This window comes from Ligilactobacillus sp. ESL1201 (genome assembly GCF_058503265.1).
The window spans coordinates 1,333,413-1,351,679 of record NZ_CP196362.1 but is presented as its reverse complement, the minus strand read 5'-3'; the positions used below and the strand labels follow the sequence as shown (position 1 = coordinate 1,351,679).

Annotated in this window: 21 protein-coding genes, 1 tRNA gene and 1 other RNA gene; 18 read left to right on the top strand and 5 right to left on the bottom strand. The window is 46.0% G+C overall.

Annotated elements, in window-relative coordinates; translation table 11 throughout:
• Positions 1 to 3 precede the first annotated feature (3 nt).
• A tRNA-Tyr gene (locus tag ACSYSK_RS06810) sits at positions 4 to 87 on the bottom strand.
• Between the two features lie 205 nt (positions 88 to 292).
• On the opposite strand from ACSYSK_RS06810, the gene ACSYSK_RS06805 reads away from it, so the two are divergent.
• The 3 genes from ACSYSK_RS06805 (at position 293) to ACSYSK_RS06795 (ending at position 3,853) form a co-directional block, all read left to right on the top strand.
• Entirely contained in the window at positions 293 to 1,666 is a 1,374-nt protein-coding gene (locus tag ACSYSK_RS06805) for an ISNCY family transposase (protein WP_491715848.1), read from the top strand.
• Positions 1,667 to 1,997: 331 nt separating this feature from the next.
• Complete coding sequence (gene nagA, locus ACSYSK_RS06800) at positions 1,998 to 3,137, top strand: N-acetylglucosamine-6-phosphate deacetylase (RefSeq protein ID WP_491714393.1); 1,140 nt, start codon at positions 1,998 to 2,000, stop codon at positions 3,135 to 3,137.
• Positions 3,138 to 3,151: 14 nt separating this feature from the next.
• Complete coding sequence (locus ACSYSK_RS06795; RefSeq protein ID WP_491714392.1) at positions 3,152 to 3,853, top strand: GntR family transcriptional regulator; 702 nt, start codon at positions 3,152 to 3,154, stop codon at positions 3,851 to 3,853.
• A 120-nt stretch (positions 3,854 to 3,973) separates the two neighbouring features.
• On the opposite strand, the gene nrdF is transcribed toward ACSYSK_RS06795, so the two are convergent.
• From nrdF to nrdH, 4 genes are read right to left on the bottom strand one after another with little or no spacing between them, the layout of a single operon-like run.
• Positions 3,974 to 4,930: a class 1b ribonucleoside-diphosphate reductase subunit beta gene (gene nrdF / locus ACSYSK_RS06790; RefSeq protein WP_491714391.1), complete on the bottom strand. Its 957-nt coding sequence runs from the start codon at positions 4,928 to 4,930 to the stop codon at positions 3,974 to 3,976.
• Between the two features lie 13 nt (positions 4,931 to 4,943).
• On the bottom strand, positions 4,944 to 7,115 hold the full coding sequence (nrdE, locus tag ACSYSK_RS06785; RefSeq protein ID WP_491714390.1) for a class 1b ribonucleoside-diphosphate reductase subunit alpha: 2,172 nt from the start codon (positions 7,113 to 7,115) through the stop codon (positions 4,944 to 4,946).
• Positions 7,096 to 7,476, bottom strand: coding sequence for a class Ib ribonucleoside-diphosphate reductase assembly flavoprotein NrdI (gene nrdI, locus ACSYSK_RS06780; protein WP_491714389.1), 381 nt, complete (start codon positions 7,474 to 7,476; stop codon positions 7,096 to 7,098). The genes nrdE and nrdI overlap by 20 nt, the downstream gene beginning before the upstream one ends.
• The gene (nrdH, locus tag ACSYSK_RS06775) at positions 7,473 to 7,703 is read right to left on the bottom strand and encodes a glutaredoxin-like protein NrdH (protein WP_491714388.1); all 231 of its coding nucleotides are present in this window, start codon (positions 7,701 to 7,703) and stop codon (positions 7,473 to 7,475) included. Before nrdH ends, nrdI begins: the two co-directional genes overlap by 4 nt.
• A 144-nt stretch (positions 7,704 to 7,847) precedes the next feature.
• Between nrdH and ACSYSK_RS06770 the strand changes: the two genes are divergently transcribed.
• The 15 genes from ACSYSK_RS06770 (at position 7,848) to tsaD (ending at position 17,971) form a co-directional block, all read left to right on the top strand.
• A complete protein-coding gene (locus ACSYSK_RS06770; RefSeq protein WP_491714387.1) occupies positions 7,848 to 8,462 on the top strand; it encodes a class I SAM-dependent methyltransferase in 615 nt (204 codons plus the stop codon).
• Entirely contained in the window at positions 8,459 to 8,950 is a 492-nt protein-coding gene (locus tag ACSYSK_RS06765; RefSeq protein WP_491714386.1) for a nucleoside deaminase, read from the top strand. The genes ACSYSK_RS06770 and ACSYSK_RS06765 overlap by 4 nt, the downstream gene beginning before the upstream one ends.
• A 28-nt stretch (positions 8,951 to 8,978) precedes the next feature.
• Positions 8,979 to 9,065: signal recognition particle sRNA small type (gene ffs / locus ACSYSK_RS06760), an RNA gene on the top strand.
• A 73-nt stretch (positions 9,066 to 9,138) separates the two neighbouring features.
• Positions 9,139 to 10,836: a DNA polymerase III subunit gamma/tau gene (dnaX, locus tag ACSYSK_RS06755; protein ID WP_491714385.1), complete on the top strand. Its 1,698-nt coding sequence runs from the start codon at positions 9,139 to 9,141 to the stop codon at positions 10,834 to 10,836.
• Positions 10,837 to 10,849: 13 nt separating this feature from the next.
• Positions 10,850 to 11,158: a YbaB/EbfC family nucleoid-associated protein gene (locus ACSYSK_RS06750; protein WP_491714384.1), complete on the top strand. Its 309-nt coding sequence runs from the start codon at positions 10,850 to 10,852 to the stop codon at positions 11,156 to 11,158.
• Positions 11,159 to 11,173: 15 nt separating this feature from the next.
• Complete coding sequence (gene recR, locus ACSYSK_RS06745) at positions 11,174 to 11,773, top strand: recombination mediator RecR (protein ID WP_491714383.1); 600 nt, start codon at positions 11,174 to 11,176, stop codon at positions 11,771 to 11,773.
• Between the two features lie 12 nt (positions 11,774 to 11,785).
• A complete protein-coding gene (locus ACSYSK_RS06740) occupies positions 11,786 to 12,028 on the top strand; it encodes a YaaL family protein (protein WP_491714382.1) in 243 nt (80 codons plus the stop codon).
• 56 nt (positions 12,029 to 12,084) lie between these two features.
• Entirely contained in the window at positions 12,085 to 12,741 is a 657-nt protein-coding gene (gene tmk, locus ACSYSK_RS06735) for a dTMP kinase (protein ID WP_491714381.1), read from the top strand.
• Positions 12,738 to 13,067, top strand: coding sequence for a cyclic di-AMP receptor DarA (darA, locus tag ACSYSK_RS06730; RefSeq protein ID WP_491714380.1), 330 nt, complete (start codon positions 12,738 to 12,740; stop codon positions 13,065 to 13,067). Before tmk ends, darA begins: the two co-directional genes overlap by 4 nt.
• Positions 13,068 to 13,076: 9 nt before the next feature.
• Positions 13,077 to 14,063 (top strand): DNA polymerase III subunit delta', encoded by a 987-nt coding sequence (gene holB / locus ACSYSK_RS06725; protein WP_491714379.1) that lies wholly within the window; start codon positions 13,077 to 13,079, stop codon positions 14,061 to 14,063.
• 69 nt (positions 14,064 to 14,132) lie between these two features.
• Positions 14,133 to 14,420: a DNA replication initiation control protein YabA gene (locus tag ACSYSK_RS06720; RefSeq protein WP_491715877.1), complete on the top strand. Its 288-nt coding sequence runs from the start codon at positions 14,133 to 14,135 to the stop codon at positions 14,418 to 14,420.
• Positions 14,420 to 15,301, top strand: a complete 882-nt coding sequence (gene rsmI / locus ACSYSK_RS06715) for a 16S rRNA (cytidine(1402)-2'-O)-methyltransferase (RefSeq protein WP_491714378.1) — start codon at positions 14,420 to 14,422, stop codon at positions 15,299 to 15,301. The genes ACSYSK_RS06720 and rsmI overlap by 1 nt, the downstream gene beginning before the upstream one ends.
• 12 nt (positions 15,302 to 15,313) lie before the next feature.
• The gene (locus tag ACSYSK_RS06710) at positions 15,314 to 16,024 is read left to right on the top strand and encodes an acyl-[acyl-carrier-protein] thioesterase (RefSeq protein WP_491714377.1); all 711 of its coding nucleotides are present in this window, start codon (positions 15,314 to 15,316) and stop codon (positions 16,022 to 16,024) included.
• Positions 16,025 to 16,163: 139 nt separating this feature from the next.
• On the top strand, positions 16,164 to 16,886 hold the full coding sequence (tsaB, locus tag ACSYSK_RS06705) for a tRNA (adenosine(37)-N6)-threonylcarbamoyltransferase complex dimerization subunit type 1 TsaB (RefSeq protein WP_491714376.1): 723 nt from the start codon (positions 16,164 to 16,166) through the stop codon (positions 16,884 to 16,886).
• A gap of 62 nt (positions 16,887 to 16,948) precedes the next feature.
• A complete protein-coding gene (gene tsaD / locus ACSYSK_RS06700) occupies positions 16,949 to 17,971 on the top strand; it encodes a tRNA (adenosine(37)-N6)-threonylcarbamoyltransferase complex transferase subunit TsaD (RefSeq protein WP_491714375.1) in 1,023 nt (340 codons plus the stop codon).
• Positions 17,972 to 18,267 lie beyond the last annotated feature (296 nt).

Below are 18,267 nucleotides of genomic sequence, written 5' to 3'. Positions count from 1 at the left end.
TGATGGTGGAAGAGAGTGGATTCGAACCACCGAACCAAAAGGAGCGGATTTACAGTCCGCCGCGTTTAGCCACTTCGCTACTCTTCCGTCTGTCATATTCGACTTAGTTATAATACACAATTTTGGCAGAAGATGCAACTATTATTTTCAGAGTATGTCATTCACATCTGATAATGTCTTAAGTAATCACACGAGAAAATGTCTCAAATAACTAGAAAAATTCCTCCGCTTCTGCCAAAATAATTAGGCAAATTATACAGCGGAGGATCTTATGAGAAAGGTTTACTTAACGATGAAAGAAGCACACAAATATCGAATTATCAAAAACGTAGCTGAAGGTAAAATGCCTAAAACTAGAGCTGAGGTTCAACTAGGGGTAACCAGACGTCAGATTGATCGGTTACTTGTCCGTTACAGAACAATTGGTAAATCAGCTTTTATTCACCAAAATCGTTTGAAAAAGCCCAAGCACGCACTTTCCCAAACAACACGTTCAACTATCGTTGAACTGTATCAAACAAAATACGTCGGCGCTAATTTCACTCATTTTACGGAATTATTAGCCGAACATGAAGACCTTAAATTCAGTCGGTCAACAATCGCTAATATCTTAAAACAAGCGAATATTTTATCGCCTAAGGCTCATCGGCGAACCAAACGACTGCACCGAGAAAAGCTCCGAAAACAAGCTATGAAAACTAAAACAGTCGCTAAATCAGATAAAATTTTAATTCCAGGAGAAACTCACCCTAGTCGCCCACGTAAAAAATATTTTGGTGAATTAATCCAAATTGACGCTAGTGACCACTTATGGTTTGGCAAGCAAAAAAGTCATTTACACGTGGCAATTGATGACGCAACTGGAACTATCGTTGGTGCTTACTTCGATCATCAAGAAACCCTCAAGGGTTACTACCACGTTTACCATCAGATCCTAACCAATTATGGCATTCCATATGAATTTTTCAGTGATCGGCGAACGGTATTTGAATATCAACGCAAACACCAAAAACAGGTTGAAAATGATACTTTTACGCAATTTGGTTATGCTTGTCAACAACTTGGAACTAAGATTTCGACCAGTTCTATTCCACAAGCAAAAGGGCGAGTTGAGCGTCTCTTTGAAACGCTACAATCTCGCCTAATCACTGAATTACGTATTCATCAAGTAGCTACGCTAGCTGCGGCCAATGTATTCCTAGATTCCTACATCGAAAGATACAATGCGCAGTTTGCCCTACCGATAAATGATACCACATCAGTGATGGAAAAAGCACCCGTAACAACTAAATTAAATCTAATTTTGGGCACTTTAACTACTCGTAAGATCAATACAGGTAATCACTTTTCATTCCATAAACAGGCTTATTTACCGGTCACATCGACTGGAAAAGGAGTTTATTTTCAACGTGGGACAGAGGTGTTGGTTATCAAAGCCTTTGACGGTGAATTGTACGCTTCGATCGCTGAAGGTTTATATCGTGTGCGTCGCTTAGCGGCACATGAGTTACGATCCCAGGAATTCGACGCCGTACCTCAAAAACAAAAAGCGAAAAGAAATTACATTCCACCGCTTTCGCATCCCTGGAAAGCAGCCAGTTTTAACCGCTATTTAGCTAAACGCGGGATCACACAAGCAGAATTTGAACAGGAGCGCTACGCTTAGCACAGCTTTTTTCGTCGGTCGACTCAGATTAAAGCAACACATCGCCTTACAGAGGTCAAGGGCGGCGTAGCCGTTTATTTTACCCTTGACCTTCTGTGAGGCGGTGTGTTAGGCAACCATTTCGACTGACAAAAAAGCTGAGCATCCCCTTTTTTCAGAGGGAGATAGCCCAGCGGCTTGAGCGCTAATTACTCGCTAATGTTTATATTTTTTTGAGACATTTTCAAAAACGATTGACACTATTATTTTCAGAGTATTGCTAAATTTCTTCAGTCTGCGGTAATATTATTAGTGATCAAGTTTATACGAAGATGATAAGGGATGAATTGGAATGACTACAGTATTAAAACACGCGCTGATCTATACCGGAGAAGAAAAAATTACGGACGGCTACTTGCGTTTTGACCACCAGATCACAGACGTGGGGCCAGTGGCGGAATTTCGGCCGCAAAGTACGGATGAAAAAATTATTGATCTGCAAGGGAAGATAGTAGTACCTGGGTTTATTGACGTTCATAGTCACGGCGGTTATGGCTTTGACGCGATGGACGGCAACGCGCAGGAATTGGCACAAATGGTCGACCAGATGGTTTGCGAGGGAGTTACCGGCTATTTTGCGACTACGATGACTCAGTCCGTGGCTAACATTGATCAGGCTATGGTGGCGATCAACGACGCAATGAAGGTCAATCCCGTGATTTTAGGTGCGCACTTAGAAGGACCGTTTGTCGCTAGCGATTTTAAGGGAGCGCAGCCCGGAAAATACATTCAGCAACCGGACGTTTCGTTATTAGCGCACTGGAACCAGCTGGCGGGTCAGCATATCAAAATGATCACTTACGCTCCGGAATACGAGGAGAGCACTGCTTTTGAAGATTATTGCTTGAATCATCATATCGTGCCAGCGGTGGGGCATAGTAATGCGACGAGGGAACAACTGTTGCATTCTAAGGCTAGTCACGTGACTCATCTCTATAACGCTCAGCGAGAATTTAAGCACCGTGAACCGGGAGTGACGGGCCACGCTTTACTAGAAGATAATTTATACTGCGAGTTAATTGTCGATGGTTTTCACGTGGTCCCGGACATGATTCGCTTGGCTTATCGCCTAAAGGGTGCGGATAGAATCGAATTAGTGACCGACTCGATGCGAGCTAAGGGGATGCCCGAAGGAATTTCGGAACTGGGCGGACAAAAGGTGATCGTCAAAGACAAGCAAGCCAGGCTAGAAAGTGGTAATTTAGCGGGTTCGGTCTTACAATATCAGGATGCTTTTGTCAATATCATGAAGTTTACCGGGTGTAGTCTACAAGATGCGGTCAAAATGACGTCCGTTAATCAGGCGCGTGAATTTGGTTTGAGCGCTAAGGGTGGGCTGCAGGTCGGTAAAGATGCCGATTTAAATATTTTCACCACGGATCTGCAACTGACAGGAACGTACAGTTTAGGGCGTTTATTTAAAAAAGGATAAGAAAGGAAGGGCTAATGGCTTCACCAATTTATATTCAAATTCATAATACGATCAAAAAAAGGATCGAGGCTGGCAAGTGGGATGTGGGGAAAAAAATTCCGTCCGAACGTCAGTTGGCATTGGAATTTGACGTTAGCCGCATGACTTTGCGTCAGGCGGTCCAAACGTTGGTAGATGAAGGAATTTTAGAGCGTAAGGTTGGAGCCGGCACGTTTGTTGCTCGCAAAAAGGTACAAGAAAAAATGTCTTCGGGGGTGACGAGTTTTACCGAGATCACGGAATCGCAGGGAAAGGTGCCTTCCAGTAAGACGGTTTCTTACCTGATCACGACCCCTTCTTTATCTGAAAGCGAGAAGTTAAGACTAGCGGCTGGTAAGAAAGTCTTACGGATGGAACGGATCCGTTTTGCCGATCAGCTGCCGATTTGTTTTGAAGTCGCAACGGTCCCTTATGACCTGATCAAAGAATACGAACGCACGCAGATCACGGCTTCGTTGTACCGGACTTTAGAAGAACACGGCTTGGTGCTTGGTCACGCCCAGCAAACAGTTTCGGCGATGAAGGCTTCGGAGAGGATCGCCGCTTTTTTGGAGATCAAACGGGGAGCGGCGATTTTACGTTTGCGTCAGGTCACACAGCTCAAGGATGGGACGCCGTTTGAATACGTCCGTTCTCAGTATGTGGGTGAACGCTTTGAGTTTTACTTAGAAAAATAAAAACGCAACTAGGCTAGGCGCAAACTGCTGCTTTTTGGAGCACGATCAATCTATTACTTACGGAAAACAAAAAAGGGACCGGAGCAAAAAATTGTGCTCCGGTCCTGTTAGTTTTAATTGCTAGTCGAAATCATAATCGCTGTCTTGCATAGCCTCGACGTTGCCTAACAAGTAGCCGTTGCCGACTTCGGAAAAGAAATCGTGGTTGACGGTACTAGTTGAGATGCCGTTCATTACCACGGGATTGACGTCGTCTGCCGTGTCTGGAAACAGCGGGTCTTGTCCGAGATTCATCAGGGCTTTGTTGGCATTGTAGCGTAAAAATACGAGTACATCTGCTGCCCAAGCGACCGGATCGTACAGTAAATGCGTGTATTTTTCTTCGTTTTCGTATAATTCGTACAATAGATCATACATCCAGCTAGTTAGCTCCTCTTGTTTGGCGGCAGTCAGTTCCGCAAAACCAAGCTGAAACTTATAGCCGATATAAGTGCCATGAACCGATTCGTCGCGTAAGATCAGCTTGATGATCTCGCCTACGTTAGCTAATTTGTTATGGCCTAGCCAGTATAGTGGGGTGTAAAAGCCGGAATAAAAGAGGAAAGTTTCCAAAAAAACGGAAGCAATCTTTTTTTGTAAGCCACTACCGTGATGGTAAATGTCATTGATCCGTTGGGCTTTATACTGTAAAAATTCATTACTGTCAGTCCAAGCAAAGATCTCTTCAATTTCTTGGGGCGTATTTAAAGTAGAAAAAATCGAAGAGTAGCTTTTGGCGTGGACTGATTCCATAAATTCGATGTTATTTAAAACGGCGCGTTCCTGTTGGGTGCGGATGTCTTTTTTTAAAGAACTCATCCCGTCTTGGGACTGGAGCGTGTCTAATAAAGTCAGGCCCCCGAAGACTTTGGCGATGACGTCTTTGTGCTTTGGCGCTAAATTGTGCCAGTCTTGTAAGTCGTTAGCCAGCGGGATCCTAGTATCTAACCAAAATTGTTCGGTCAATTTTTCCCACGTCGCTTTGTCGATCCGGTCTTCTAGTACGTTCCAGTTAATGGCTTGATAGTTTTTACTCATAGTGTTCTCCTTATCAAATTGAACAACTAGCACACTCGTTGGCGCCAATCGTGTTGTGATCGTCCGTAAAGGTGCGGATATAATACAGCGACTTGATGTTTTTGGCATGGGCGTAATTGCGCAAGATCGACAGGTCGCGGGTAGTTAATTTGGTAGAGGTAGGATCTTTCCATTCGTAGAGGCCTTGGGGGACGGTAGAACGTAAAAACAAAGTCAAACTCATTCCCTGGTCAACGTGTACCTGTGCGGCCGCGTAAGTATCGATGACTTTGCGCATGTCCATGTCGTAGGCGGAAGTGTAGTACGGCAAGGTGTCGTTATCCAAATAGGGTGCGGGATAGTAGATCGTGCCGATCTTTTTTTCTTGCCGTTCTTCGATGCGGTTAACGATCGGTTGCAACGAAGCGGTGGTGCCGTTAATGTAAGAAATCGAGCCGGTAGGAGCTACTGCTAACCGATTTTGGTGATACAAACCGTCTTGTTGTACCGCAGCTTTTAGGCGCCGCCAATCGGCCGGACCGGGAACGAAGATATCGTGGAATAATTGCTTAACGCGTGGGTCTTGCGGCCGGTAGTCGGTGGTTAAGTAGCGCTCGAAGTAAGTTCCGTCTGCGTATTTGCTGGTGGCAAAGCCGGTGAAAGTTTGGTGCCGTTCGCGGGCGATGCGGTTAGAAGCTACTAATGTCCAATAATTGAGCAGCATAAAATAAACACTGGTAAATTCGATGGCCGTGCTGGAACCGTATTCGATCTGATTTTTAGCCAAAAAGCCGTGTAAGCCCATTGCACCTAAACCAATTGCATGGGCCGCTTGGTTGCCGTGTTGGAGAGAAGGAACCACTTCGATGTTGGAGTGGTCGGTGACAAACGTTAATGCCCTGACCATCGCGTCAACTGAACCGCCGAAATCAGGGCTAGCCATCAAGTTAGCGATGTTAGTCGAACCTAGGTTGCAGCTGATGTCGTTACCCAACTGAGTATATTCTTGGCGGTCGTTGATCGTCGAAGGAGTTTGGACCTGCATAATTTCGCTACACAAGTTACTCATGATAATTTTACCGGCAATGGGGTTGGCGCGATTGGCGGTATCAATATTAACGACGTAAGGATAGCCCGATTCCTGCTGTAACTTAGAGAGTTCTTCTTCTAATTTGCGGGCGGGAATTTGTTTTTTGGCGATCCGCGTGTCAGCTACCATTTTGTCGTATTCGGCAGTAATATCGACGTAAGAAAACGGTTGGTGGTAGACTTTTTCAACGTCTTGGGGGTCAAATAAGTTCATCACTGTGTTTTGCCGTGCCAGTTCGTAAAATTTATCGGGGACGATCACTCCTAAAGACAGAGTCTTGACCCTGATTTTTTCGTCGGCGTTTTCTTTTTTAGTCGCCAAAAAATCCATGATGTCGGGGTGAAAGACGTTCAGATAAACGACACCAGCTCCTTGTCTTTGACCCAATTGGTTAGAATAAGAAAAGCTGTCTTCTAGTAATTTCATGACCGGGACGACTCCTGAAGCCGCGCCTTTGATCCCCTTGATCGCCGAACCAGCACAACGTAAATTACTCAAGGTGATCCCCACGCCACCACCGATCCGCGATAATTGCAGCGCGGAATTGATCCCCCGGCCGATCGAGTTCATGTCGTCGGTCAGTTGCAATAAAAAGCAAGAGACTAATTCCCCGCGGCGTTTGCGGCCGGCATTTAAAAAACTAGGAGTTGCGGGTTGGTAACGTTGGTGGATCAATTCGTCCGCGAGTTTTAACGCCAGGTCTGTGTTGCCGTCAGCGAAGTATAAGGCGTTAGCGGCGACCCTGTCGGTATAATTTTCCAGGTAGTAGTTGCCGTCGTTTGTGCGCAGTGCGTACTGGGCGTAAAATTTGTAAGCTGCCATAAAACTGTTAAAGTGAAAATGACAGTCCGCTAGAAAATGGTATAATTTTTCAATGAAGGCAAAGTCGTATTGCTGGATAAAATCGGCTTCTAAATAATCGTTAGCGATTAGGTAGTCGAACCGTTCGCGCAAGGAAGCAAAAGTCATGAGGTTAGGCGCGACGTTTTCTTGCAAAAAGGCCGTCAGGGCTTCTTGGTCTTTATGCAGTTGGATCTGGCCATCCTTAGGAATGTTGACTTGATTATTGAGGTTGTAATAAGTAACTTGGTTAGGATCAATTGTTTGCAGCGTCAATTTCTTGGACCACCCTTTCAAAATTACTGACGTCTTTTGGAGTGCCGTTGAATTCTAAAGAATAAAGCAGCGGAACGTGGTATTTGTGCGCGATGTTTTTAGCCGTGAAGACGAACAGCTCCGCAAAATTACGGTTGCCACTCCCGGCGACGCCACGCAGGTACTGACTGTTAGTGCCAAAAGCTAAAAAAGTCGTGACCGGCTCGGTGATGCTAGGATCATAGGTTGGAGTGAGTAAGATAAACGGTTCTGTAATGGCAATTTCTGGGTCGATAGGGTCGATTTCGTAAGTATCACTGATGGCTAACTTATTGATAAACCGTTTAGTTTGACCAGTGACCGTAAAATAGACGACTTTCATTGCACCACCAACTTTTGCAACAGGTCGGGCCGAAAGCCGGTGATCAGGGGCTCGTGGTCTTTTTCTAAGACCGGTACGCTACGGATCCCTTTTTGTTTGAGATAAGTGATTGCTTCTGGTACCTCGTTGACGTTATGTTCGGTAAATGGAATTTGGTGTTCGCGCAAAAAGCGTTTAGTCATTTTACATTGAATACAGTTATTTTTAGTGTAGAGTTCTAGTTGCATGTTAAGTCCCTCCCGTAAGTGATCGAATTTCATTATACACTAAAGATGATACTAGATATAGTGTTTTACACGTAATAAAATTTCTACTACTTGTGTTTTTGCGCCATTGAGGCGTTAAAATTAATTTTTATTAAAGGAGATCAAATGACAGAATATTACTACACAAAAACGCCCAGCGCTGCTCACCACGAAAAAACGTGGCACTTTGAATTGGCGCAGCGGGATTTTGTTTTTACCACGGATAACGGTGTTTTTTCTAAAAGTACGGTCGATTTTGGGACCAGGACGTTACTGGATGCATTAGCGGATTTTGCTTTTCCGGCGGGTAATTTACTTGATCTGGGCTGCGGCTACGGTCCGATCGGCTTGACGTTAGCGACGTTACATCCCACGGTGCAAGTCGATATGTTAGACGTTAACCAACGTGCCGTCGAGTTAGCCAATAAAAACGCGCAGGCTAACGGGATCACCAACGTTAACGTGGCCCAGTCCGATATTTACGCCGCGGTCGCAGGTCAAACTTACGCGGGCGTTATTACTAACCCACCGATCAGGGCGGGCAAAAAAGTCGTTCATGCGATGCTGACTCAGGCCAGGGAACATTTAGTCGCGGGCGGTAGTTTGGTAGCCGTGATTCAAAAAAAGCAGGGCGCGGCTTCGGCACGCAAAAAGATGGAAGAAGTTTTTGGTAACTGTGACGTGCTGGTCAAAAACAAGGGTTATTTCGTGTTGCACAGTAGTAACGAGGAGTTGCAATGAATTACACCTCAGAGCAAAAAGAGTTTTTTATGCAAGCTGCCCTGAAAGAAGCGCAGCAAGCTGCTGATTTAGGTGAGGTCCCAGTCGGTTGTGTGATCACGCGGGGCGCAAAAATCATTGCGCGCGGGCATAATTTACGCGAGAACGACCAGCAAACTTGCGCACACGCAGAACTCGCGGCTATCAGTACGGCTAACCGGCAGTTGCATAGTTGGCGCTTGGACGATTGCGCGTTATTTGTCACCTTAGAGCCGTGTCCGATGTGTGCGGGTGCAATTATTAATTCGCGTTTGCCGGAGATCTATTACGGGAGTGCGGATACTAAGGCGGGAGCGGCCGGCACGTTAGTTAATTTGGTAGCTGACCGGCGTTTTAACCACTACACTCACGTGGAAAAAGGAATTTGCGCGTCTGCTTGCACCGCGATTTTACAAGACTTTTTTGGTACGCTGCGTAAAAAAAATAAAAAAACTGGTAATTTATGTTGATTTAATGTAAGATAGTAAGTGCCGAAAGGCCTTGGGGCAATGTTGTCCTTACAAATCGTGTCAGGTCCGGAAGGAAGCAGCACTAAGTTTGGTTTGGCATGTGCCTTAAGTTATTGTGATAGTGAGTCCCCGGTCTGAACGAAGATCGGGGCTTTTTTTAAAGTATTTTGAAGGGGAGAATAAATCACATGGGCTATCAGGCTTTGTACCGCGCTTGGCGACCACAAAAGTTTGCCGATCTAGTTGGTCAGCAGTTAGTGACGCGTACGCTGCGTAATTCTTTGGTGACCAAGCAGACCTCACATGCCTATCTATTTACTGGCCCACGAGGAACGGGAAAGACTTCCGCTGCTAAAATTTTCGCTAAGGCACTGAACTGTCCGCACCAAAAAGACGGCGAGCCGTGTAATCAGTGCGAACTGTGTGAGTCGATCACTGCCGGGCGCCAAAACGACGTGATCGAGATCGATGCGGCCTCCAACAATGGGGTCGAAGAGATCCGGGCGATCCGCGATAAGGTCAAATACGCACCGACACAGTGCCAGTATAAGATCTATATCATCGACGAAGTACACATGTTATCGACGGGGGCGTTTAACGCGCTGTTAAAAACGCTAGAAGAGCCACCGGCCCAAGTGGTTTTTATCTTGGCAACTACCGAGCCGCATAAAATTCCCGCAACGATCATTTCGCGTACGCAGCGTTTCGATTTTGTCCGGATCAAACCGCAGACGATCTTGGAACGAATGAAATACATTTTACAGCAAAAAAAAATCGACTTTGAACCAGCAGCGCTTCAAGTAATTGCCCGGGTGGCAGAAGGCGGGATGCGCGATGCGCTGAGTATTTTAGACCAGGTGATTTCTTTTGGTGCTGACCAAGTCACGTTAGAAAATGCATTGTTAGTCACGGGAACGGCCAAACAAGATGAACTGACTACTTATTTGCAACAGGCGACTAGCAAACAGACCGCACAAGCACTAACTACGTTGCAGCGACTTTTAGACGAGGGAAAAGACCCCAACCGCATGTTAGCGGATCTGATCTCGATTTGCAGCGACCTGCTATTATACCAGCAAATCCCCGCGGACTTCCCACACCTAACGGACGTTCAACAGGAATTAGCCCGGCAATTGTCTGCCGAGCGTTTGTACGAGATGATCGAATTACTGGGCCAGCAACGTGAAAACCTGCGTTTTTGGGGACACGGGGCAATCTATTTAGAGGTTTTGACCGTCAAATTAGGTACGCAACAACAGCCGCCAGCGCGACTGGAAGCACAAACGGCACAGCCGGATGACCCCAAAGAAGTCATTCAAATCGAACAACTAGAACAACAAGTAAAACAATTACAAGCTCAAGTTGAGCAGTTGCAGCAGGGAAAAACACAGCCGGTAACGCCCAGTGTTCCCGCTGCACCTAAACGTCCCCCAGTCAAATTCGATCTGCCCCAAATTTACCAAGTTTTGGGTGCGGCTACCCGCAGTGATTTAAATGAGCTCAAGGGAATTTGGGAGGACCTGTTGCAGTCACTGACAGTTTCGCAAAAAGCAGTATTGCACATGAGTATGCCAGTTGCCGCTAGCGCTACGGGTGTGATCGTGGCCTTTAAGTATGATTTTTTGTGTCAAAAAGCACAGGGAGACACGCAATTACAAGAAACGTTACAAACGGTGATCACCAAACTGCTACAAAAAAGTTTACAGCTGCTTTTTATCCCCCAAGACGACTGGCCGCAGATCAGAAAAGATTACTTGGCTAATCATCATACGGGTGAACCAGAATCACCAACTAATGAACAACCGGAAAAGACGCAAGAACCGACAGTGGCTACTAAGGCAGTAGAACTATTTGGTAGTGAGCTGACCGAAATTACAGACGATTAAAGGAGAAATTAAAATGGTCCCAGGAAATATGCAAGGTATGTTAAAACAGATGCAAAAGATGCAAAAACAAATGCAAAAAGAACAAAATGAACTCGACGAAACGGAATTTAGTGGTCACGCTTCGGGCGATGAAGTGGTCGTTAAGTTTAACGGCAAACACGAAATGACGGATATTGCGATCAAAAAAGAAGCAATCGACCCGGACGATCCCGAAATGCTGCAAGACCTGATCTTAATGGCTGTTAACGACGCGCAAAAGCAGATCGAACAGCAAACACAACGGACTTTAAGTAAGTATACTAAGGCAATGCCACGCAGATAGTAAGGAGGAAGTCTGATGCAATACCCAGAACCGATCGCTAAACTGATCGATAGTTACCAAAAGTTACCGGGGATCGGGGCTAAGACGGCCGTGCGTTTGGCTTTTTATACGATCGATATGGACATTAAAGACGTAGAGTCTTTTTCTCAGGCGTTGCTTACCGCTAAAAAAGACCTCCACTATTGCAGTATCTGCGGCAATATCACGCAAGATGATCCCTGTTTAGTATGTAAAGACCAAGCGCGTGACCAGAGTCAATTGATCGTAGTGGAACAACCTAAAGACGTGATGACTTTAGAAAAGATGAATGAATTTCACGGGCTATATCACGTCTTACACGGGGTGTTATCGCCGATCGAAGGCAAAGGCCCGGCCGATATTAACATTAAGAGTTTAGTCAAACGTCTGCAGACTAATCAGCAGATCAAAGAGTTGATCATAGCTACTAATACTACGCCTGAAGGTGAGGCGACGGCGATGTATTTAGCCCGGCTGATCAAACCCGCTGGTATCAAGGTCACGCGGTTAGCTTCGGGGTTGGCAGTTGGTAGTGATATCGAGTACGCCGATGAGATGACTTTATATAAAGCAATCGAAGGACGACAGGAAATATAGGAGTGAACGTGGGTGTTTTTTAATAAAAAAAGCTCCGTAAAAGAGCAGTATGACGAACAATTACTGGCAGAAATCGATGAAATTCACCTGGCGTGGAAAAACGTCCACCAAACCCGCCAAACGATTTACGAAAACGATGAGCGCTTGACGGTACAAGAGCAAGTGTTAAAAGCACAGTATGATTTGCTTTTTAAGGAAGCTCGTTTACGTCATGTTACGGGAAAAATGCAGTCGATGGTGATTACTCATGATTAGTTTTAGCGTGACAGGGTTCGTTTTTTTAAGTACAATGAAAACAATGGAGGGTTAACGTGAAGGGATTTTTCGTGACTTTTGAGGGAACTGACGGCTCGGGAAAGACGAGTGCTTTACGAACTGTCACTGCCAAGTTGGAACAAAGCCAGTGGCAAAAACGTTACGTGTTGACCCGTGAACCGGGTGGCAGTCGGATCGCAGAAGCTATTCGGCAGGTGATTTTACAACCGGAATACACCGAAATGGATTATCGCACCGAAGCACTTTTGTATGCGGCTGCTAGGCGGCAACATTTAACTGAGGTGATCTTACCGCATTTAGCCAGCGGACAACTGGTTTTATGCGACCGTTTTGTAGACAGTTCTTTGGCCTATCAGGGAGCAGGGCGCCAATTAGGAGTCGACCCGGTCGCTGAGATCAACGAATTCGCTACGGCTGGCCTGACGCCTGACCTGACATTTTACTTGGACTTAGCACCGGAGATCGGACTGGCTCGTATTCAGCGAGGGCGCACCGAGCAAATCGACCGTTTGGATCAAGAACAGCTGGACTTTTACCGGCGAGTTAGGGCCCAATACCAAAAGTTAGCGGCCGCACAGCCCCAACGGATCAAGGTCATCGACGCTACCTTGCCGCAAGAACAAGTCGCCAGTCAGATCTTAGCACAGCTACAGCCGTATTTAGCACAAATTAAAACGGAGGAACGATCATGAAACTAATAATTGCGATCGTGCAAGATAAAGATAGCAACCGTTTAAGTAATCAATTTATTGAAAATAACATTCGCGCGACTAAACTTTCCTCGACAGGTGGTTTTTTACGTGCGGGTAATTCGACTTTTTTAATCGGGATCGAAGACCAAAAAGTAACGAATGTTCTTGATTTGATCAAGGATATTTCTAAAAGTCGCAAACAGTTTACGGCGCCTCCGGTCAACCTAGATTCTCCGATGGAAGCTGCCGGGACTTACCCGGTCGAAGTTCAGGTCGGTGGTGCGACTGTATTTGTAGTACCGATCGAAGAATTTCACCAATTTTAGTGCGCATCGATGGACATTACGACAGTTCAACCGGCTTTGACGCACCATTTTGCTGATTTGGTCACCAGTGGTCACTTGGCGCACGCCTACTTATTGAGTGGGCTTGCAGGAGCGGGAAAGCAAGAATTAGCGTTGTGGACCGCCCAGTTATTATTTTGTGAGCAGCCGACTAAGACGGGACCGTGCTTACAGTGTGCTGAATGTTACCGCATTAAGCAGCATAACCACCCCGATGTAATAGAAGTTGCGCCGGAAGGGTTATCGTTAAAAGTCGGGCAGGTACGGTATTTAAAAGCCGAATTTAGTAAAAGTGGAGTCGAAGGGACGCGCAAGGTTTTTATCATCACCGCAGCTGAAAAGATGACGCCCAGTGCAGCTAATGCCCTATTAAAATTTTTGGAAGAGCCTCCCGGCCAAGTCACGGTGTTTTTACTGAGCAGCGCGCCGGAAAAGATCTTACCGACGATCGTTTCTCGGTGTCAGTGGCTGAAACTACCCGCTGTTAAATTAACGGTGTTAGTACAAAGGCTAGAAGAGCAGGGTAACTCCGCTAGTTTAGCAACAGTAGCTGCTAATTTGACGCATGACTTAGGCCAGGCAAAAGAATTGTTAGCAGATCCGCACTTTAGTACGCTTTTGGATTCTTTATGGGAGTGGTACAGCGATATTTTGGCTAATCAGAGCCGGGCTTTTGTGACGGTCCAAACCAAGTTACTGGCTTTTAGTACTACTAGGCAACAACAAGAGGCACTCCTGACGCTGATCGTTTTATTAACCCGCGACGTGTTGTTTTTTGTGGGGAAAACTCAAGTTCAACCCGTGTTTTTAATGTATGCGACTCAGTATGCGACTAAATTAGCACGAGTCTCCAGGAACCAAGCGGTGCGGGCGTGTGAATTGGTGTTAGCGAAGTGGCGGTTATTATCATTCAATGTTAGTTTCCAGAATATTTTAGAAACACTGACACTGGAATTACTAGATTGCTATCACAAATAAGTGAGGGTGATAATTGTGAATAAACGTGAACTATATGACAATCTGGACGAACTGCAAGAACAGGCGCAAATGTTGCTTGCGCTGGTTACTAAAACTAAGAAAGCCAGTACGGGTCTACTGGAAAAAAACGCGGAATTAGAATTAGAAAACCAGCACTTGCGGGAACATTTAACCGAACTGGAAAGTAAAAACAACAAAAACTCCGGGGCGGTGTTATCTAAGTCACGCCAAAATTTAGAAAAATTATACGAAGAAGGCTTTCACGTGTGCAACGTTGAAAATATGTACGGGACACGCAGGGTCAACGACGAAGCCTGTGTATTTTGTCAGGATGTAATCTACGGGGAGAGACGGTAATGGGATTGACAGCTACTAGTAGTTTTCAGGGGAAAACTACTGCCGGAACGTTATTTTTAGTACCGACGCCGATCGGCAACTTAGGAGACATGAGTCCGCGTGCCGTGTCTATCTTGCAACAAGTCGACTTGATCGCCGCAGAAGATACCCGCAATACGCAAAAATTATTGAATCATTTTGCCATCAAAACCAAGCAGATCAGCTTTCACGAATATAATACTAAGCAACGGGTGCCACAGTTAGTCGCTAAATTGGAAGCAGGATTTTCAATCGCCCAGGTCAGCGATGCAGGGATGCCATCGATCAGCGATCCGGGCCAGGAGTTAGTGGCGCAATGTGTGGCACATCATCTGCGAGTCGTGCCCATCCCCGGACCTAATGCTGCGTTGACCGCGTTGATTGCTTCCGGTTTGTGCCCGCAGCCTTTTTTGTTTTACGGTTTTTTGTCGCGGAAAAATAGCGAAAGAAAAGCCGAGTTAAGTCGGCTGGCACTTCAAGAAGTCACCCTGATTTTTTACGAAGCACCTCATCGCTTAAAACAAACATTGAGTAGTTTAGTAGAGTTTTTAGGTGCTAAGCGGCGAGTCGTTTTGTGCCGCGAGTTGACTAAACGCTACGAGGAATTCTTACGGGGGACACTAGCCGAAGCGCTGGAGTGGGCAAAAGCAGCCGAGATCAAGGGTGAATTTGTCTTGATCGTCGACGGGGCTGACAGTGCACTGCCAACCAGCGATGCTGCCGACGAATTAACGTTAAAAGAACAGGTGGCGGCATTGCTGGCAAAAGAGGAAATGACACCTAACGAAGCCATCAAAAAAGTGGCTAAGAAAAACGGGGTCAAAAAACAGCTGGTGTATAATCAATTTCACCAACTACACTAGGGGAAGTTGACGATGGTGACTGAAAAAATAACGCACCGCATAATAGCAACTGAAACGGACGTGACGGGGCATTTACGGATCGATAGTCTGGTCTCTTTACTATTGCTGGCGGCTAGTAAGCAAAGGCAAGCAGCGCCCATACCGCCGCAAACGGGATGGGTGGTCACGCAACATTTGCTGACGGTGACTTCATTGCCACGGGTGGATGAAGTGGTTCAAGTTGTCAGTCAGGTGCGCCAGTACAACCGCTATTTTTGTTACTGGGATTACTTTCTTTGTGACCAATTCGACCGGCAGCTAGCTAAAATGCATAGCGTGTGGGTTTTGCTGGGGCTTGCGCACCGCAAGATCGTTGCTATGCCACCTAAGTTACTGGGAGCTGACCTTTATACCACGCAGGTGGAACGCTTGCCAGTGCCCCCGGCACTTGTCCGCACCGACGAACAAAAACAGTATCGCGTTCGTTTTACCGACATTGACAGTAATAAACACGTTAATAACGCCAGTTACTTGATTTGGTTATTAGACACGTTGCCCGCGTCTTTTTTGTTACGTCATCGTCTGCATACAATCAATATTGTTTATCACCAAGAAATTCATTACGGTGAAATGGTCACCAGCCAAGTGGAAATGACGCAAGCTGACCGGACGACACATTTGCTGACGACCGGCGATACTAAGAATTGTGTTGCTTGCTGTGAGTGGGAGCTGTTGTCAGAGTGATAATAAGGAAGTTGTCTCATAATAGTTAGAAAAGCTAGCTATTGCGGGACTTTTTTTGTATCCCAACTAGGTGTTCTGCAACGCCGTAGGGAATGTGTTAAAATGCTTAAGGTTAAATAAATAAAAGAGGACTTATTAAATGAAAATACTTGCTATTGAGACCGCTAACCGCCCGCTAAGCGTTGCTCTGTTGGACGATCAGACGTTATTGGCCGAAACGACTACTAACTTCAATAAAAATCATAGTGTTACTTTGCTGCCCACGATAGCCGCGTTGACAAAACAGGTGCAGTTGCGACCGGATCAATTAGACCGGATCGCGGTTTCACAGGGGCCCGGTTCTTATACTGGACTAAGGATCGGGGTCACGACGGCTAAAACGTTAGCGTACACTTTGGATAAGGAATTAGTCGGTGTTTCTAGCCTGCAGGTTTTAGCAGCAGGGGTGCAGCCGGTCGCCAATGAACTAATAGTGCCGTTGTTTGATGCGCGCAACCAAAACGTCTTTGCGGGAGGTTACCGTTTAGCTGCCGGAAAATTAGCAAACGTTATTGCTGACCAACACTTGGCGTTAAGCGAGTTAGTCGCGGCTTTGCAGGGGCAAAAAGTTTGTTTTGCCGGACAAGATGCACTGAATTTTAAGGAGCAATTGGAAGCCCAATTACCGGGATGTCGGTTTGCTGCACCGCTTGCTGCTTACCCGCACGCTTATTGTTTGGGGTTATTGGCGCGAGAAATGCAACCGGTAGAAATTGCTTCTTTTGTGCCGCAATATCTGCGCAAAACTCAGGCGGAAAACCAGTGGCTGGCTCAAAATCCGGGAGCGGATCAGGCGCATGAGTCTTACGTGGAAAAGATTTAAGTTAAGGCTAAAGCACTTCAGTACAGGAACTATTATTGTCGAATTAAAAGAGGAAAGTTAAGATGAATAAAGAAACGCTGATTTTAGCGATTGAATCAAGTTGTGATGAAACTAGTGTGGCGCTGGTTAAAAATGGTAATCAGCTCTTATCCCAAAAAACGGCGACGCAAATTAAAAGTCACCAACGTTTTGGTGGGGTGGTTCCCGAAGTCGCTAGTCGTCACCATATCGAACAGATCATCGGTTGCTTGGATGATGTTTTACAAGAAACTCATGTGAACTATGAGCAGTTGACGGCCGTAGCGGTAACTTATGGCCCCGGATTAGTCGGCGCGTTATTGGTGGGGATTTCTGCCGCTAAAGCGATCGCGTGGGCGCATGACCTACCGTTGATCCCGGTCAATCATATGGCGGGACATTTGTATGCTGCTAGTTTTGTGACTCCGATCCGTTTTCCGGCACTAGCATTGTTGGTATCTGGGGGACATACGCAGCTGGTTTATTTACCTGCTGAAAATGAATACCAAATAATTGGCGAAACACGCGATGATGCGGCTGGTGAAGCTTACGATAAGGTCGGGCGGGTCTTAGGTTTAAAATACCCGGCAGGAAAACAGCTCGATCAACTGGCTCACTTGGGTCAAGATACCTTTCATTTTCCGCGGGCGATGGAACACGAAGATAATTTTGATTTTAGTTTTAGCGGACTAAAAAGTGCGTTTATTAATACGGTCCATCACGCCGATCAAATCGGGCAACAATTAGATACTAAGGATTTAGCGGCTAGTTTTCAACAAAGTGTCGTTGACGTGTTGACGACTAAGACTATGCGAGCAATCGAGCAATATCCCGTTAAGCAACTGATTTTAGCGGGGGGAGTTGCGGCTAATCAAGGTTTGCGAGAACGTTTGACTACAGAATTAGCTACTAGTCAGGTGGAATTTGTCAAAGCACCGTTAGAGTTATGTGGTGATAACGCGGCGATGATTGGGGCTGCGGGTACGGTAGCGTACCGGTACGGTGTCCGTGCTGACTTGACGTTAAACGCACAACCAAGCCTGGAATTTCCGGGGATCGCTGACTAATAGGAATTAATTGGAAACACAATGAGGCTGGGACAAAACGAAGTTTTGTCCCAGCCTCATTGTGTTTTTCCGTAAATAATAGACTTAATCGCGTTTTTCAAGCCAGCAGTCTAGGTACTAAGTGGCACTGACAAACAAATCTAAGTACAGGATTTGCTTGTCAGTGCCACTTAGTCCACGACCGCTAACCGGCTTGACTCCCAGCTTGTTTGATCGTGCTCCACAAAGCAGCAGTTTGCGCCTAGCTACGTTTCAAAATAAAACCAAAGTTCAGGTTTTACTTTGAAACTAGGCTA

Bases quoted from the DNA above. Each gene is read 5' to 3' on its own strand.
- ACSYSK_RS06805 (WP_491715848.1), top strand. From the start codon at position 293: ATGAAAGAAGCACACAAATATCGAATTATCAAAAACGTAGCTGAAGGT.
- nagA (WP_491714393.1), top strand. From the start codon at position 1,998: ATGACTACAGTATTAAAACACGCGCTGATCTATACCGGAGAAGAAAAA.
- ACSYSK_RS06795 (WP_491714392.1), top strand. From the start codon at position 3,152: ATGGCTTCACCAATTTATATTCAAATTCATAATACGATCAAAAAAAGG.
- nrdF (WP_491714391.1), bottom strand. From the start codon at position 4,930: ATGAGTAAAAACTATCAAGCCATTAACTGGAACGTACTAGAAGACCGG.
- nrdI (WP_491714389.1), bottom strand. From the start codon at position 7,476: ATGAAAGTCGTCTATTTTACGGTCACTGGTCAAACTAAACGGTTTATC.
- nrdH (WP_491714388.1), bottom strand. From the start codon at position 7,703: ATGCAACTAGAACTCTACACTAAAAATAACTGTATTCAATGTAAAATG.
- ACSYSK_RS06770 (WP_491714387.1), top strand. From the start codon at position 7,848: ATGACAGAATATTACTACACAAAAACGCCCAGCGCTGCTCACCACGAA.
- ACSYSK_RS06765 (WP_491714386.1), top strand. From the start codon at position 8,459: ATGAATTACACCTCAGAGCAAAAAGAGTTTTTTATGCAAGCTGCCCTG.
- dnaX (WP_491714385.1), top strand. From the start codon at position 9,139: ATGGGCTATCAGGCTTTGTACCGCGCTTGGCGACCACAAAAGTTTGCC.
- ACSYSK_RS06750 (WP_491714384.1), top strand. From the start codon at position 10,850: ATGGTCCCAGGAAATATGCAAGGTATGTTAAAACAGATGCAAAAGATG.
- recR (WP_491714383.1), top strand. From the start codon at position 11,174: ATGCAATACCCAGAACCGATCGCTAAACTGATCGATAGTTACCAAAAG.
- darA (WP_491714380.1), top strand. From the start codon at position 12,738: ATGAAACTAATAATTGCGATCGTGCAAGATAAAGATAGCAACCGTTTA.
- holB (WP_491714379.1), top strand. From the start codon at position 13,077: ATGGACATTACGACAGTTCAACCGGCTTTGACGCACCATTTTGCTGAT.
- ACSYSK_RS06720 (WP_491715877.1), top strand. From the start codon at position 14,133: ATGTTGCTTGCGCTGGTTACTAAAACTAAGAAAGCCAGTACGGGTCTA.
- rsmI (WP_491714378.1), top strand. From the start codon at position 14,420: ATGGGATTGACAGCTACTAGTAGTTTTCAGGGGAAAACTACTGCCGGA.
- ACSYSK_RS06710 (WP_491714377.1), top strand. From the start codon at position 15,314: ATGGTGACTGAAAAAATAACGCACCGCATAATAGCAACTGAAACGGAC.
- tsaB (WP_491714376.1), top strand. From the start codon at position 16,164: ATGAAAATACTTGCTATTGAGACCGCTAACCGCCCGCTAAGCGTTGCT.
- tsaD (WP_491714375.1), top strand. From the start codon at position 16,949: ATGAATAAAGAAACGCTGATTTTAGCGATTGAATCAAGTTGTGATGAA.